Origin of the sequence: Tardiphaga sp. (assembly GCF_044336785.1) — a bacterium.
Lineage (GTDB): Bacteria > Pseudomonadota > Alphaproteobacteria > Rhizobiales > Xanthobacteraceae > Tardiphaga.
This window is the reverse complement of the sequence record NZ_JBIIOT010000118.1, coordinates 1-13,966: the sequence shown is the minus strand read 5'-3', so window position 1 is coordinate 13,966 and position 13,966 is coordinate 1. Positions and strand designations below refer to the sequence as shown.

The window sequence follows — 13,966 nt, the reverse complement described above, 5'->3', positions numbered from 1 at the left end:
AAAGGCCGCGTTTTTTGTTTGTAGGATGGGTTGAGCGAAGCGATACCCATCACCGCATGCGCTCGTGGTGATGGGTATCGCTTCGCTCAACCCTCCTACGTTCCCCACTTAAACCTTCCTCAAACTTCCCTCGGCAATGTCCCTCGCAACTTCACCCGTCGCGGGGACCGCATGACGCCGTTACATCTGACGCCCTCTGATCGCGGCCCGATTCCACCGGCGCTGGTGATGGTGTGCGCCATCCTCGCGATCCTGCAGATCGCGTTCTTCCCGCTCTATTACGGCCATGGCTGGATTGTCGAAGGCAACGGCCTTGGTGTGCCCACCGACTTCATCAATGTCTGGTCCGCCGGCCGCCTTGTGCTCGATGGCCATCCGGCCTCGGCCTATGACTGGGACATCCAGAAGCAGGTGCAGATCGGCGTGCTCGGCCAGACCTATCCCGGCAATTTCGCCTGGCACTATCCACCGCCATTCCTGTTCGTCGCGTCGCTGCTTGCCAAGCTGCCTTACGCTGTCGCCTTCGCCGGCTGGGCGTGTATCAGCGTCGTGCCTTATCTCGTCGCCATGCGCACGATCGTCGGGCGCCCGTTCGGCATGCTCCTGGCGCTCGCTTTCCCGGTCGTCTTCACCAATGTGCTGGTCGGACAGAACGGCTTTCTCACCGCATCACTGATAGGCGGCATGCTGGTGTTGCTGCCGACACGGCCGATCCTGGCTGGCATTTGCCTCGGCTTGCTCAGCTACAAGCCGCAATATGGCGTGCTGTTTCCCCTGGTCCTGATCGCTGCTGCGCAATGGCGCGCTTTTGCCAGTGCTGCCGTCACGACGATCCTGCTCGCTGTCGCCTCATGGCTGGCCTTCGGCACTGAAAGCTGGCTCGCTTTCTTCAAATGGATGCCGATGTTCTCGCAGGCATTCCTGGTCGAAGGTCGCGCGCCATTCGGCAAGATGCAGAGCATCTTTGCGCTCGTCCGCTATTTCGAGGGCGGCGAGACGCTGGCCTGGACGCTGCAATGGATTCTCGTGGCCGCTGTCGCGGTGTCGCTCGTCTGGCTGTGGCGCAGCCGCACGCGCTACGAATGGAAGGCCGCCGGGCTTGCCATCGGCGCCTTGCTCGCAACGCCCTATCTGTTCCTCTACGACGTGATGGTGCTGGCAATCGCGGTCGGCTTCCTCATTCGCGTCGGAGTGTCCGAGGGCTTTCTCGGTCACGAATTGCCGGCACTCGGTCTCGCAGCGGTCATGCTGGTCAGCTACCAATTTATCGGACCGGTGCCGACGGGATTCGGCGCCGCAGTGCTGGTCGCCGCCCTGATCGGCATTCGCATCCGTGAGTCCTGGCCCGCCAGGTCCGTTGCGGCCACGCAGCCGGGCGCATCGGCAGTTGTCCACGCTACTAACAGCCTGGTCTGATTTCTCGCCGGGAACAGCAAAGCGCGCTTGACACTTTGCCACGGGTCACACCAAATGTAGGTGTCACGGTCCGCCATGTCGCAAGATTTGGTGGCTAAGAGGGAAGCCGGTGAGAGCTGCGCGTTACTGCGCTTGATTCCGGCACTGCCCCCGCAACTGTAAGCAGAGAGTTTGTTTCGATTGACGTCACTGGAGCTTCACCGCTCCGGGAAGGCGGAAACAAGCGCTTGATCTGCGAGTCAGGAGACCTGCCGCGACACCAGAAACGTCCATGGGCGGGGTGTCCCAGCGGTCGCTTGCAGGCTTTGCCGCGCGTCCGCTCGGCATCGTTGCTCGCACCTTCGGCCCCAGCCCCCTTTAGCTTGATGCATCACACGGGGTCCTGCCGATGCCTTCCACGTCCCACGCTCTCTCCAACGGCCATGATGCCGTGCTCGCCCACCCATCCGAATCGAATGTCGTGCCCGCGCACGCGCCCTCCATGCAGGTGATCCGCCGCAATGGCACGGTGTCGCCTTTCGATGCCGGCAAGATCTCGGTGGCCATGACCAAGGCGTTCCTCGCCGTCGAGGGCAACACGGCAGCGGCCTCGCGCCGTGTGCATGAAGCCGTCGAGCAACTGACCGGCGAGGTTTTCGCCGCACTGACGCGTCGCATAGGCGAGGGCCGCACCTTCCATATCGAGGATGTGCAGGATCAGGTTGAACTGGCGCTGATGCGCAGCGAGCACCACAAGGTGGCGCGCGCTTATGTGCTGTATCGTGAGGAGCGGTCCCGCCGCCGCGCCGAAGAAGCTGCCGCCAAGCCCGCCGCCGTGCCGAGCGTGCCTGCGCTCCATGTCACGCTGTCAAACGGCACGCGCGTGCCGCTCGATGCCGCACGCCTGGCGCTGATCGTCAATGAAGCCTGCGCCGGCCTCGATGGCGTCGAGGCCGCACCCGTGCTCGAAGAGACCAAGCGCAATCTCTATGACGGCATCACGCTCGATGAACTCGCGCTGGCCGGCATCATGGCCGCCCGCACGCTCGTGGAGCAGGAGCCGAACTACACCTATGTCAGCGCCCGCCTGCTGCTCGACAAGCTGCGCACCGAAGTGCTGACCTACGTGCACGGCGTGCCAAGCTCGGCTTCGCAGGCCGATATGGTGTCGCGCTCTGCGGAATATTTCGGCGCCTATGTGAAGGTGGGGATCGAAGCCGAACTGCTCGATCCCGAACTCGCACGCTTCGATCTGAAGAAGATCGCCGCCGCATTGAAGCCGGAACGCGATCTCCAGTTTCAGTTCCTCGGTCTGCAGACGCTCTATGACCGCTATTTCCTGCATGTGCAGGGCAACCGCATCGAGCTGCCGCAGGCCTTCTTCATGCGCGTCGCCATGGGCCTCGCGCTGCGCGAGATCGACCGCGAAAACCGCGCCATCGAATTCTACAATCTGCTGTCGTCCTTCGACTTCATGGCCTCCACGCCGACGCTGTTCAATGCCGGCACGCAGCGCCCGCAGCTGTCGTCCTGCTTCCTCACCACGGTGCCGGATGATCTCGACGGCATCTTCAAGTCGGTGAAGGACAATGCGCTGCTGGCCAAATATTCCGGCGGCCTCGGCAATGACTGGACCCGCGTCCGCGGCCTCGGCGCCCACATCAAGGGCACCAATGGCGAGAGCCAGGGCGTGGTGCCGTTCCTCAAGGTCGCAAACGACACAGCGATTGCCGTCAACCAGGGCGGCAAGCGCAAGGGCGCCGTCTGCGCCTATCTCGAAACCTGGCACGTGGACATCGAGGAATTCCTTGATCTGCGCAAGAACACCGGCGACGACCGCCGCCGCACCCATGACATGAACACCGCCAATTGGGTGCCCGACCTGTTCATGCAGCGCGTCGAGCAGGATGGCGACTGGACGCTGTTCTCGCCGGATGAAACGTCGGACCTGCACGATCTCTATGGCAAGCCCTTTGCCGAGCGCTACGTCGCCTATGAAGCCAAGGCCGCACGCGGCGAGATGCGCGTCTACAAGACGGTGCGCGCCACCGATCTGTGGCGCCGCATGCTGACCATGGTGTTCGAGACCGGCCATCCGTGGATCACCTTCAAGGACCCGTGCAACCTGCGCTCGCCGCAGCAGCATGCCGGCGTCATCCATTCATCGAATCTCTGCACCGAGATCACGCTCAACACGTCCGATGACGAAGTCGCCGTCTGCAATCTCGGCTCGGTCAATCTGCTGCATCACGTGACGGAGCAGGGCATCGATCACGCCCGCCTGCAGCGCACGGTGACGACAGCGATGCGCATGCTCGACAATGTCATCGACATCAATTTCTACACGATCCCGGAAGCGCGCCGCTCGAACCTGAAGCATCGTCCGGTCGGTCTCGGCCTGATGGGCCATCAGGACGCGCTGCATACGCTGGGCCTGGCGATGGCCTCGGATGCTGCCGTCGCATTCGCGGACACCAGCATGGAGGCGATCGCCTATCACGCCATCTCGGCCTCGGTGGATCTCGCCGCCGAGCGCGGCCGCTATCCGTCCTTCGACGGCTCGCTGTGGAGCCGCGGCATCCTGCCGATCGATTCCATCGACCTGGTGGCCGATGCCCGTGGCGGTCTGGAGATGGACCGCTCGCAGACACTCGACTGGACCGCCTTGCGCGAGCGCGTGAAGACCACCGGCATCCGCAATTCCAACGTGATGGCGATCGCGCCGACGGCCACGATCTCCAACATCTGCGGCGTCGCGCAGTCAATCGAGCCGGCCTATCAGAACCTCTATGTGAAATCGAACATGTCGGGCGATTTCACCGTGGTGAACGCGTTCCTGGTGCGCGATCTCAAGAAGCGCGGGCTGTGGGATGAGGTGATGGTCTCCGACCTGAAATATTTCGACGGCAGTGTCGGATCCATCGATCGCGTGCCGAGCGATCTCAAGGCGCTCTATGCGACCTCGTTCGAGATCGACAGCGCGTGGCTGATCGAGGCGGCCTCGCGCCGGCAGAAGTGGATCGATCAGGCCCAGTCGCTGAACCTCTACATCGCCAATCCCTCGGGCAAGAAGCTGGATCAGCTCTATCGCCTGGCCTGGGCGCGCGGTCTGAAGACGACCTACTACCTGCGCTCGCGCAGCGCGACCCATGTGGAGAAGTCGACGCTGAAGGGCACCGACGGCAAGCTCAATGCGGTGTCCGCGGGCGTATCGGCAGCGCCGGTGAAAGCGAGCGCGGCGCCGATCCTGGTGAAGTCGTCGGATCTCACGGCGCCCGAGCTCGATGTCGCGATGGCTTGCTCCATCGACAATCCCGAATGCGAGGCGTGCCAGTAAGGCGCGCCGTCCGTCCCCTCACTCCGTCCCTCATCCTGAGGAGCCGCGCAGCGGCGTCTCGAAGGATGGCGCCAAGCTCCCATGGTTCGAGACGCCGGCCAAGCGGCCGGCTCCTCACCATGAGGGCTGAGATTGATCTTCGAAGGAACTATAAAATGCTCGACTGGTCCGACACCACCTCCGCTCCAAAAAACCCCGCCTTCATCCCGCTCCCCGAAGCGGCCACCGACGCCACCGGTCTCGGCGAGATCGACCGTTCCGGCGGCCGCGTCTCCGTCGATGAAAAGCGCATGATCAACTGCCGCGCTGACGTCAATCAGCTGCTGCCGCTGAAATACAAATGGGCCTGGGAGAAATATCTCGCCGGCTGCAACAATCACTGGATGCCCACCGAAGTCTCCATGCAGGCCGACATCGCGCTGTGGAAGTCGCGCGACGGCCTCACCGAGGACGAGCGTCGCGCCATCAAGCGCAATCTGGGCTTCTTCGCCGCGTCCGAGTCGCTGGTCGCCAACAACATCGTGCTGGCGATCTATCGCCACCTCACCAATCCCGAATGCCGGCAATATCTGCTGCGGCAGTCGTTCGAGGAGGCGGTGCATACACATACCTTCCAGTACATCGTCGAAAGCCTCGGCCTCGACGAGGGCGAGCTGTTCAACATGTATCGCGAGGTACCGTCGATCACCGACAAGGCGGCCTGGGCGCTGAAGCACACCCAGCATCTCGACGATCCCGACTTCAAGACCGGCACCCCCGAAAACGACCAGGCTTTTGTCCGCGATCTCGTGGCCTTCTACGTGATCTTCGAAGGCATGTGGTTCTATACCGGCTTTGCGCAGATCCTGTCCCTCGGCCGCCGCAACAAGATGGTGGGGATCGCCGAGCAGTATCAGTACATCCTGCGCGATGAATCGATTCACCTGAATTTTGGCATCGACGTCATCAACCAGATCAAGATCGAGAACCCGCATCTCTGGACCCGGCCATTCCAGGACGAGATCCGCACCATGATCCGCGAAGCCGCGGAGCTCGAAGCCTCCTATGGCCGGGACACCATGCCGCGCGGCTTCCTCGGGCTGAATGCAGCGCTGTGCGAGACTTATATGCATTTCATCGCCAATCGCCGCTGCGCCCAGCTCGGCCTCGCGCCGGTGTTCAACGAGACGGAAAACCCGTTCCCGTGGATGTCGGAGGCGATGGACCTGAAGAAGGAGAAGAACTTCTTCGAGACGCGGGTGATCGAGTATCAGAACGGCGGTGCACTCAGCTGGGAGTGAGCATGATCCCGAAAAGTGGAAGCCGGTTTTCGGGCAGGATCATGCGCCACTAAAAAGATCTCAGCCTTTCGTCTCACGCAGCGCTGCATGGCGCGCATGAGGCGGCGATGACTTGACCCGGTCGTGTGATGGCAGCACCCATGCTGCCAAAACACGGATCGCGCCATGCACGCCACCCATATCCCGAAAGCACCAGCCTACTGGTCACGCGCCGCCATTCTGCCCGGCATCGTGGCGATCGGCCCGATGCTGCCGGGTACGCTGGCTTTCGGCATGGCCTTCGGCGCGCTGTGTGCGCAGAAGAGTTTCTCGCTGGCCGAAGTGGTGGTGATGGCGGGCACCGTCTATGGCGGCCTGTCGCAGTTTGTTGCGGTGCAGTCGTGGCCGAGCGTGCTGACGCCAGGTGCGATCGCGACATTGGCACTGCTCACGCTCACGGTGAATATTCGCTTCTTCCTGATGAGTGCGACCCTGCGGCCGTGGTTTGGCACGCTGCCGGCCTGGCAGGCCTATCCGGCGATGCTGCTGGTCACCGATGGCGGCTGGCTCGCAGCCATGCGCTATCGCGATCACGGCGGCGCCGATGCGACGTTCTATCTCGGCGGCGGCATCGTGTTGTATTTCACCTGGATGGTCGCGGCGGTGCCCGGCTTTTTGCTCGCCGAGCAACTCACCGATCCCCGCAAATACGGCGTCGATCTGGTGATGCCCGCCTTCTATGCCGCCATGCTCGTGCCGGCCTGGAAGGGGCCCCGCCGTGCGATCCCTTGGGTCGTTTCCGGGGTCGTCGCACTCATCGTTCACTGGTTGGCTGCCGGCTGGTGGTTCATCATCGCTGGCGCATTGTCGGGGGCGATCACGGCCGGCTTCATGGATGAGCCGGAGACGCCGGGAGCAGCGGCGTGACTGACTTTTTACGCAGCGATGTGATGCTCGCTTTCGCCGTCATGACGGCGGTCACGGTGGCTTCCCGCCTCGGCGGCTACTGGCTGATGGGCTACGTCAATGTCACACCCCGTGTCCGCCGCATGCTCGACGCGTTGCCCGGCTCGATCATCGTCGCCGCCGCGCTGCCGGTGGCCGTAAATGGTGGCGCCGTCGTCATTTTCGCCATTCTGGCCGCCATGGCTGTGAGCATCATCCGCCGCAACGATTTCATCGCCGTCATCGTCGGCATGGCTGTCGCGGCAGCGGCCCGCGCGCTGGGATTCGGCGGCTGAAAGCCCCCCGAAAAGTTGAATCCCGCTATGCGCAAAATGCCTTGTCAACGACTCTGAACTGGTGTTCATCTCTTCTCGCGGCCGAGCACTCGAATCCGCGCAAAACCTTGAACTCACGGTTTTTCCTTGATCGGCCTCGGGCCAGGCAGGGATGCCGGACGCGGGACAAGCTCATGGTCTATCGACGTACCCAGCAGGTCGTGAAACGGCTTGCGGCTCGGCGCAACGCCATTCTGGCGGCGGCGCGGGAGACCTGTGCCGAAGGCGGCATGGCGGCGGTGCAGATCGCGCCGGTGGCCGTCCGCGCCAATGTGGCCGCAGGCACGGTCTATCGCTATTTCCCGTCCAAAGCTGACCTGATCTCCGAACTGATCGCCGACGTGTCGCGGGACGAACTAACGGCGATCCGCCGCGCTGCCGATGCGGCGCCCGGCCCATCCTCAGCACTGGCGGCGGCCGTCACCACGGTGGCCGTTCACGTCGTCTCCAACCGCAAGCTGGCCTGGGGCATCCTGGCCGAGCCGGTGGAAGTCGACGTCACTGAATCCCGACTCACCAGCCGTCGCGAGATCGCCGGCGAGATCGAAATGCGCATCGATGCCGCGATCCGCGCCGGCCATCTGCCGGCGCAGGACACGGCGCTCGCCGCGGCCGCCTTGCTCGGCGCGCTGCATGAAGCGCTGGTCGGCCCCATGGCGCCCGACAGTTTCGATGATCCCAACAAGCTCCGTGACGCTGTGCAGACAGTCACGCTGCTGGCCCTGCGCGCCGTCGGCGTCATGGACGCGCGCGCCCGCGGTCTCGTGGTGCAGGCCGTGCTGCCCACCAAGATGGCGGCGACCGTCTGATCGCCGCCGCGCCTGATCGCGCTTATTGCTTGATCTTGCCGTCGGCGCCAAACTGCGCCAGGAATGCCCAGAGATCGTTGATCTCGGATTCCTTCTTGATCCCCGCAAAGGCCATCTTGGTGCCGGGGATTTTCGCCTTCGGGTCCTTGATGTAATCCTTGAACGTCGCTTCATCCCAGGTGAGGCCGGAATTCTTGTTTGCGTCCGAATAGGAATAGCCGGCAGCGGCGCCGGCTTTGCGGCCGTTCAGCCCGTTCAGTTCGGGGCCGACCTTGTTCTTCGCATTTTCGCCCACGGCGTGGCAGGCCAGGCATTTGTTGAAGGAGGATTTGCCGGCGGCGACGTCCTGCGCGAGGGCAAATGAGGAGATGGCCGAGGCCGTAACGGCGATCAAGGCGCCGAATGTCAGTTTCGTCATGGATGGCTCTTCTTGTTGGCTTTCCGTCCAAGATGTTCGCATACGCGTTGCAGGCTGCACAAGCGGATACCGCCCGGCATGGCCCTCATGCTTGCGTTACCTGTTCAAAGCCGCGCGGACGTGATTGATTCCCCCCAAGCGGACAGCGGTTTCATATCGCGGTTGCGAAAGGGAAACGCTCAATGACGATCATGATGCCGGCAAAGGATGAAGCCGTGCTCGCCAGACGCGATGCGATCATCGCGGCCTTGCGAAAGCTGGTGCCGGGCGAGGGCGTGATCTCCAGCGCCGCTGAAATGCTCCCCTACGAGTCAGATGGTTTTACAGCCTATCGCCAGCCGCCGATGGTGGTGGTGTTGCCCGATACGACCGAGCAGGTTTCAAAAGTTCTGAAATACTGTCACGACAATGGCATCAAGGTGGTGCCGCGCGGCTCGGGCACCTCGCTGTCCGGCGGCGCATTGCCGCTGGCGGATGCGGTGCTGCTTGGCCTCGGCAAGTTCAAGCGCGTGCGCGAGATCGATTTCGATAACCGCGCCGTCGTCGTCGAGCCCGGCGTCACCAATCTCGCGATCAGCCAGGCGGTCGCGCATGCGGGCTTTTACTACGCGCCCGATCCGTCGTCGCAGATCGCCTGCTCCATCGGCGGCAATGTCGCGGAGAATTCCGGCGGCGTGCACAGTCTCAAATACGGCATGACGACGAACAATCTGCTCGGTTGCGAGATCGTGCTGATCAATGGCGAAGTCATCCGCATCGGCGGCAAGACGGCGGAGCCGTCGGGCTATGACCTTCTCGGCATCATTACCGGCTCCGAAGGCCTGCTCGGCGTGGTCACTGAAGTCACTGTCCGCATCCTGCAGAAGCCGGAAACGGCGCGCGCGCTGATGATCGGCTTTGCCGAAGTCGAAGCTGCCGGCCAATGCGTGGCCGATGTGATCGGCGCGGGCATCATTCCCGGCGGCATGGAGATGATGGATCGGCCGGCGATCCACGCGGCAGAGGCTTTCGTTCATGCCGGCTATCCCCTCGATGTCGATGCATTGCTGATCGTCGAACTCGATGGTCCCGCGGTCGAAGTGGACGAACTCATCAAACGCGTCGAGGCGATCGCGATGAAATGCGGCTCGACGACGTGCCAGATTTCGGAGTCCGAGCAGCAGCGCCTGCTGTTCTGGTCCGGCCGCAAGGCGGCATTCCCGGCGGTGGGCCGCATCTCGCCGGACTATCTCTGCATGGACGGCACCATCCCGCGCGCCGCATTGCCGCTGGTGCTGCGGCGGATGAAGGAGATGTCGGCCAAATACGGCCTCGGCGTCGCAAATGTGTTCCACGCCGGCGACGGCAACCTGCATCCGCTCATCCTTTATGATGCGAACAAGGAGGACGAGATGGAGAAGGCCGAAGCTTTTGGCGCCGACATTCTTCGTTTGTGCGTCGAGGTCGGCGGCGTGCTCACCGGCGAACATGGCGTCGGCATCGAGAAGCGCGACCTGATGCCGGAAATGTTCAACGAGATCGATCTCAACCAGCAGCAGCGCATCAAATGCGCGTTCGATGCGCAGGGGCTGCTCAATCCCGGCAAGGTGTTCCCGACGCTGCATCGCTGTGCGGAGTTGGGTCGCGTGCATGTGCATGGCGGGAAACTGGCGTTTCCGGATTTGCCGCGGTTTTGATGATGGCTTGCTGTTCAACTCTTTCTGTCGTCACCCGGCTTGACCGGGTGACCCAGTACACACCGCCGCTGTTGAGTTTACTGGATCGCCCGGTCCTGGCGCGCTCGCGCGCGCGGCCGGGCGATGACAACAGAGTTTGTTGCTGCGCGATCTTTTCGAGGCCATCGTGGACACACTGAAAGTCAGAGACGCCGCCGACGTCGAGCAAGCCGTGCGTGCCGCCATTGCCAGCGAGCAACCGCTCGAAATCATCGGCCACGGCTCCAAGCGCAGCATCGGTCAACCGATCGCCACCAATGCGTTGCTCGATCTCTCCGCGCTCAATGCCGTCACATCCTACGAGCCGAACGAACTCATCCTCACCGTGCAGGCGGGCGCCCCATTCGCCGATGTGCTGTCACTGCTCGATACCAAGAACCAGCAATTCTCCTTCGAGCCGATGAACACGTCGCGCCTGCTCGGCACGCCCGATGTCGGCACTGTCGGCGGCACCATCTCGGCCGGCCTCGCCGGTCCACGGCGCATCCAGGCCGGCGGCGCGCGCGATCACCTGCTTGGCGTGCACGCGGTGTCGGGCTTCGGCGAAAGCTTCAAGGCTGGTGGTCGCGTGGTGAAAAATGTCACCGGCTATGATATCTGCAAGCTGATCACCGGCGCCTGGGGCACGCTGGCCGTCATGACCGAAGTGACGCTCAAGGTGATGCCGCGCGCAGAGGCCGAGCGCACGCTGATCCTGCGCGGGCTCGATGACATCGCGGCCAACAGAGCGATGACCGAGGCACTTGGTTCGCCCTATGACATCTCCGGCGCCGCGCATCTGCCGGGCTCGGCGCTGCGCACCGTACAGGGGCCGCTCGGCGAGATCGCGGCCGAAGATCAGTCGGCAACGCTGATCCGTCTCGAAGGCATCACCGCATCGGCATCCAGCCGCGCGTCCTCGCTGAGCACGCTGCTGCAGTCCTACGGCACAGCCGAGATCATCGAGGACAGCCAGTCTTCGGCGCTCTGGGCCGACATCCGCGACGTCGTTCCCTTCGCCGCCAGCGGTCCGCGCGCCATGTGGCCGGTGTGGCGGATCGTCTGTCCGCCGGCCTCGGGCGGCAAGCTCGGGCAGGAGATCGCCAAACGCTCGCAGGGCGAGGTGGTCTATGACTGGGGCGGCGGCCTGATCTGGGCGGCGCTGCCGCCATCGGCCGACGCGCAGGCAGCGCAGCTGCGAAAACTCGTCGATGCCGCCGGTGGCCATGCGACGCTGATCCGCGCGTCCGAGGACGTCCGCCGCGCCATCGATGTGTTTCATCCGCAGGCACCCGGCGTCGCCGCTCTCGGCGACCGCGTGCGCAAGAGCTTCGATCCCAAAAGCATTCTCAATCGCGGCCGGATGGCGCGGAGTTTCTCGACATGAAAACCGATTTCTCGCCGACCCAGCTGGCCGATCCCGATATCGCGGAGGCCGACAAGATCCTGCGCAAATGCGTGCATTGCGGCTTCTGCACGGCCACGTGCCCGACCTATGTGCTGCTCGGCGACGAGCTCGATAGTCCGCGCGGCCGCATCTATCTGATCAAGGAGATGCTGGAGAAGGACCAGAAGCCGACGAAGGAGGTGGTGAAACATATCGACCGCTGCCTGTCGTGCCTGGCCTGCATGACCACCTGTCCGTCCGGCGTGAACTACATGCATCTGGTCGATCAGGCGCGGGTCAAGATCGAGAAGGACTATGTGCGGCCGCTGCCCGAGCGGCTGCTGCGCGACGTGCTGGCTTTCGTGCTGCCGCGCCCGGCGCTGTTCCGTCTCAGTATGACGGCGGCCCGGCTGGCGCGCCCGCTGGCGGCGCTGCTGCCCTCGACGCGCGGCCAGCCCAGCCCGAACATCTTCAGCCGCGTGAAGGCGATGCTGACCATGGCGCCGGCGCAATTGCCGCCGCCTGGCCCCGCCGGCGGCAGCGTATTCCCGGCCATCGGTCCCCGCCGTGCCCGCGTGGCGCTGCTGCAGGGCTGCGCCCAGCAGGTATTGGCACCACGCATCAATGATGCCGCGATCCGGCTTTTGACCCGGCATGGCGTCGAGGTCGTGCTGGTGCGTGACGAACAATGCTGCGGTGCCCTGACGCATCATCTCGGGCGCGATGGCGATGCGCTGGCGCGGGCCAAAGCCAATATCGGCGTCTGGCTCGGCGAGGCCGATCGCGGCGGGCTCGATGCGATCCTGGTCACGGCGTCCGGTTGCGGAACCGTCATCAAGGACTACGGCTACATGCTGCGCGAGGATGCGGAATTCGCAGCCCCTGCCGCCAAAGTGTCATCGCTGGCCAAGGATATCAGCGAGTATGTGACAGCGCTCGACCTGCCGATACCTGAGCAGCAAAGCAATCTCGTCGTCGCCTATCACTCGGCCTGTTCGCTGCAGCATGGGCAAAAAATCACACAGGCCCCCAAAGAATTGCTTTCCAAGAATGGATTCGTGGTGAAAGATATCCCGGAGAGCCATTTGTGTTGCGGTTCGGCGGGGACTTACAATCTGCTCCAGCCTGATATCGCGAGCCGTTTGCGTGACCGGAAGGTCGCCAACATCGCGAGCATCAAGCCGGATGTCATCGCTGCCGGCAACATCGGCTGCATGGTCCAGATCGCCGGCGGGACGGATGTCCCGGTCGTACACACGATTGAGCTTCTCGATTGGGCGACGGGCGGTCCCAGGCCAGGATTGAACTGATCGATCCAATCCGACGAGAGATGGATGTTGCGGACGCATCGCGCCCGTATCCGCTCGCGTTGATATCATTTGGTCTATGGCCCCGCCTGGCGCGGAGACGTGAACGCCGATCCTGATGGGTCGGTGGCAACAGGAGCACCACGATGGCTAAAGACAAGAAACCGAAGAAGGACAAGAAAGACAAAAAGAAGCTGAAAAAGCTCAAGCAGGCTGAGACGGCTGCGAAGAAGGTAGCCAAGAAGGCGTCGAAGAAGACCGCCAAGAAAGCTGCAAAGAAGGCGGCTCCCAAGAAATCCGTGACGAAGGCCGCTAAGAAAGCGCCGAAGAAAGCCGCCAAGAAGGTCGCGAAAAAGGCTGCCAAGAAGGCCGTGAAGAAGGCGGCTGCGAAAGCGCCGGCCAAGAAAACAGTCAAGAAAACGGTCAAGAAAGCTGCGCCGAAGAAGGCCGCCAAAACTCCGGTTGCCAAGACACCGGTTGCGAAGACACCGGTAGCCAAGGCGCCTGTCGCCAAAGCGCCAGCCAAGAAGGCACCGGTGAAGAAGGCCCCGAAGGCCAAGGTCACCGTCTCGAACGAATTGCTGACGAGTGCGGCGATCGCGCCGGTCGTGCTGGACGCTCCGGCGCCCGCAGCATTGCCGCCGAAGCCGCCGCGCAAGCCTCGCGCGCCGAAGCCGAAGGCCGAGCCGAAGCCGCTGGCACCGCAGCTGCCGCTCGCGGAAGACAGCAGCCCGAGCTGGACGTTGCCGAGCCCGTCACCGGCGTCCGAGCCGGAGCCAGATCCGGTGGAAGGACATTCGTCCGGCGAGACCCCTGCGGTCGAGTCCCCCGATCAGGACGAACCGAAGTAACGCTGGACCTTTCGGTCCGTGACAACAAAAGGCCGCAGCTCCGTCTGCGGCCTTTCTGGTTTTCGTGGGTCTAGGGTTTGGCTGACACAGATGGAAAGCGAGCAACGACGCGCGGACACCTCTCCCCTGGTGCGAAGCTTTGCTTCGCTAGAGGGGAGAGGTCGCGCGCTTTTGCGCGCGGGTGAGGGGGCTCTTTGCTCTGGAGTGCGTGGCTCCCCTCACCCGCTCC

The 13,966-nt window shown here is 63.4% G+C and carries 11 protein-coding genes and 1 riboswitch; of the genes, 10 read left to right on the top strand and 1 reads right to left on the bottom strand.

Going from position 1 to position 13,966, the window contains the following annotated elements; all coding sequences use genetic code 11:
• Positions 1-171: 171 nt before the first annotated feature.
• The 6 genes from ACIQ2A_RS22955 (at position 172) to ACIQ2A_RS22930 (ending at position 8,080) form a co-directional block, all read left to right on the top strand.
• Entirely contained in the window at positions 172-1,416 is a 1,245-nt protein-coding gene (locus tag ACIQ2A_RS22955) for a glycosyltransferase family 87 protein (protein ID WP_398483756.1), read from the top strand.
• A gap of 49 nt (positions 1,417-1,465) precedes the next feature.
• Positions 1,466-1,687, top strand: a riboswitch (cobalamin riboswitch).
• Between the two features lie 117 nt (positions 1,688-1,804).
• Positions 1,805-4,732: a ribonucleoside-diphosphate reductase subunit alpha gene (locus tag ACIQ2A_RS22950; RefSeq protein ID WP_398483754.1), complete on the top strand. Its 2,928-nt coding sequence runs from the start codon at positions 1,805-1,807 to the stop codon at positions 4,730-4,732.
• 155 nt (positions 4,733-4,887) lie between these two features.
• The gene (locus ACIQ2A_RS22945; protein WP_398483752.1) at positions 4,888-6,012 is read left to right on the top strand and encodes a ribonucleotide-diphosphate reductase subunit beta; all 1,125 of its coding nucleotides are present in this window, start codon (positions 4,888-4,890) and stop codon (positions 6,010-6,012) included.
• 165 nt (positions 6,013-6,177) lie between these two features.
• Positions 6,178-6,918: an AzlC family ABC transporter permease gene (locus tag ACIQ2A_RS22940; protein WP_398483750.1), complete on the top strand. Its 741-nt coding sequence runs from the start codon at positions 6,178-6,180 to the stop codon at positions 6,916-6,918.
• Positions 6,915-7,232 carry an AzlD family protein gene (locus ACIQ2A_RS22935; RefSeq protein ID WP_398483748.1) on the top strand — a complete coding sequence of 106 codons (318 nt, stop codon included), beginning with the start codon at positions 6,915-6,917 and terminating at the stop codon, positions 7,230-7,232. Before ACIQ2A_RS22940 ends, ACIQ2A_RS22935 begins: the two co-directional genes overlap by 4 nt.
• 173 nt (positions 7,233-7,405) lie before the next feature.
• Positions 7,406-8,080 (top strand): helix-turn-helix domain-containing protein, encoded by a 675-nt coding sequence (locus ACIQ2A_RS22930; protein WP_398483746.1) that lies wholly within the window; start codon positions 7,406-7,408, stop codon positions 8,078-8,080.
• Between the two features lie 22 nt (positions 8,081-8,102).
• Here the strand turns inward: ACIQ2A_RS22930 and ACIQ2A_RS22925 are convergent, their stop codons facing one another.
• Positions 8,103-8,498 carry a c-type cytochrome gene (locus ACIQ2A_RS22925; RefSeq protein WP_398483744.1) on the bottom strand — a complete coding sequence of 132 codons (396 nt, stop codon included), beginning with the start codon at positions 8,496-8,498 and terminating at the stop codon, positions 8,103-8,105.
• A 182-nt stretch (positions 8,499-8,680) separates the two neighbouring features.
• Between ACIQ2A_RS22925 and ACIQ2A_RS22920 the strand changes: the two genes are divergently transcribed.
• The 4 genes from ACIQ2A_RS22920 (at position 8,681) to ACIQ2A_RS22905 (ending at position 13,737) form a co-directional block, all read left to right on the top strand.
• Positions 8,681-10,174 (top strand): FAD-linked oxidase C-terminal domain-containing protein, encoded by a 1,494-nt coding sequence (locus ACIQ2A_RS22920; protein ID WP_398483742.1) that lies wholly within the window; start codon positions 8,681-8,683, stop codon positions 10,172-10,174.
• Between the two features lie 166 nt (positions 10,175-10,340).
• On the top strand, positions 10,341-11,579 hold the full coding sequence (locus tag ACIQ2A_RS22915) for an FAD-binding protein (RefSeq protein ID WP_398483758.1): 1,239 nt from the start codon (positions 10,341-10,343) through the stop codon (positions 11,577-11,579).
• Positions 11,576-12,889, top strand: a complete 1,314-nt coding sequence (glcF, locus tag ACIQ2A_RS22910; protein WP_398483740.1) for a glycolate oxidase subunit GlcF — start codon at positions 11,576-11,578, stop codon at positions 12,887-12,889. The genes ACIQ2A_RS22915 and glcF overlap by 4 nt, the downstream gene beginning before the upstream one ends.
• Before the next feature lie 143 nt (positions 12,890-13,032).
• Positions 13,033-13,737, top strand: coding sequence for a hypothetical protein (locus ACIQ2A_RS22905; protein WP_398483738.1), 705 nt, complete (start codon positions 13,033-13,035; stop codon positions 13,735-13,737).
• Positions 13,738-13,966 lie beyond the last annotated feature (229 nt).

Bases quoted from the DNA above. Each gene is read 5' to 3' on its own strand.
- ACIQ2A_RS22905 (WP_398483738.1), top strand. From the start codon at position 13,033: ATGGCTAAAGACAAGAAACCGAAGAAGGACAAGAAAGACAAAAAGAAG.
- ACIQ2A_RS22925 (WP_398483744.1), bottom strand. From the start codon at position 8,498: ATGACGAAACTGACATTCGGCGCCTTGATCGCCGTTACGGCCTCGGCC.
- ACIQ2A_RS22945 (WP_398483752.1), top strand. From the start codon at position 4,888: ATGCTCGACTGGTCCGACACCACCTCCGCTCCAAAAAACCCCGCCTTC.
- ACIQ2A_RS22940 (WP_398483750.1), top strand. From the start codon at position 6,178: ATGCACGCCACCCATATCCCGAAAGCACCAGCCTACTGGTCACGCGCC.
- ACIQ2A_RS22950 (WP_398483754.1), top strand. From the start codon at position 1,805: ATGCCTTCCACGTCCCACGCTCTCTCCAACGGCCATGATGCCGTGCTC.
- ACIQ2A_RS22955 (WP_398483756.1), top strand. From the start codon at position 172: ATGACGCCGTTACATCTGACGCCCTCTGATCGCGGCCCGATTCCACCG.
- ACIQ2A_RS22930 (WP_398483746.1), top strand. From the start codon at position 7,406: ATGGTCTATCGACGTACCCAGCAGGTCGTGAAACGGCTTGCGGCTCGG.
- glcF (WP_398483740.1), top strand. From the start codon at position 11,576: ATGAAAACCGATTTCTCGCCGACCCAGCTGGCCGATCCCGATATCGCG.
- ACIQ2A_RS22920 (WP_398483742.1), top strand. From the start codon at position 8,681: ATGACGATCATGATGCCGGCAAAGGATGAAGCCGTGCTCGCCAGACGC.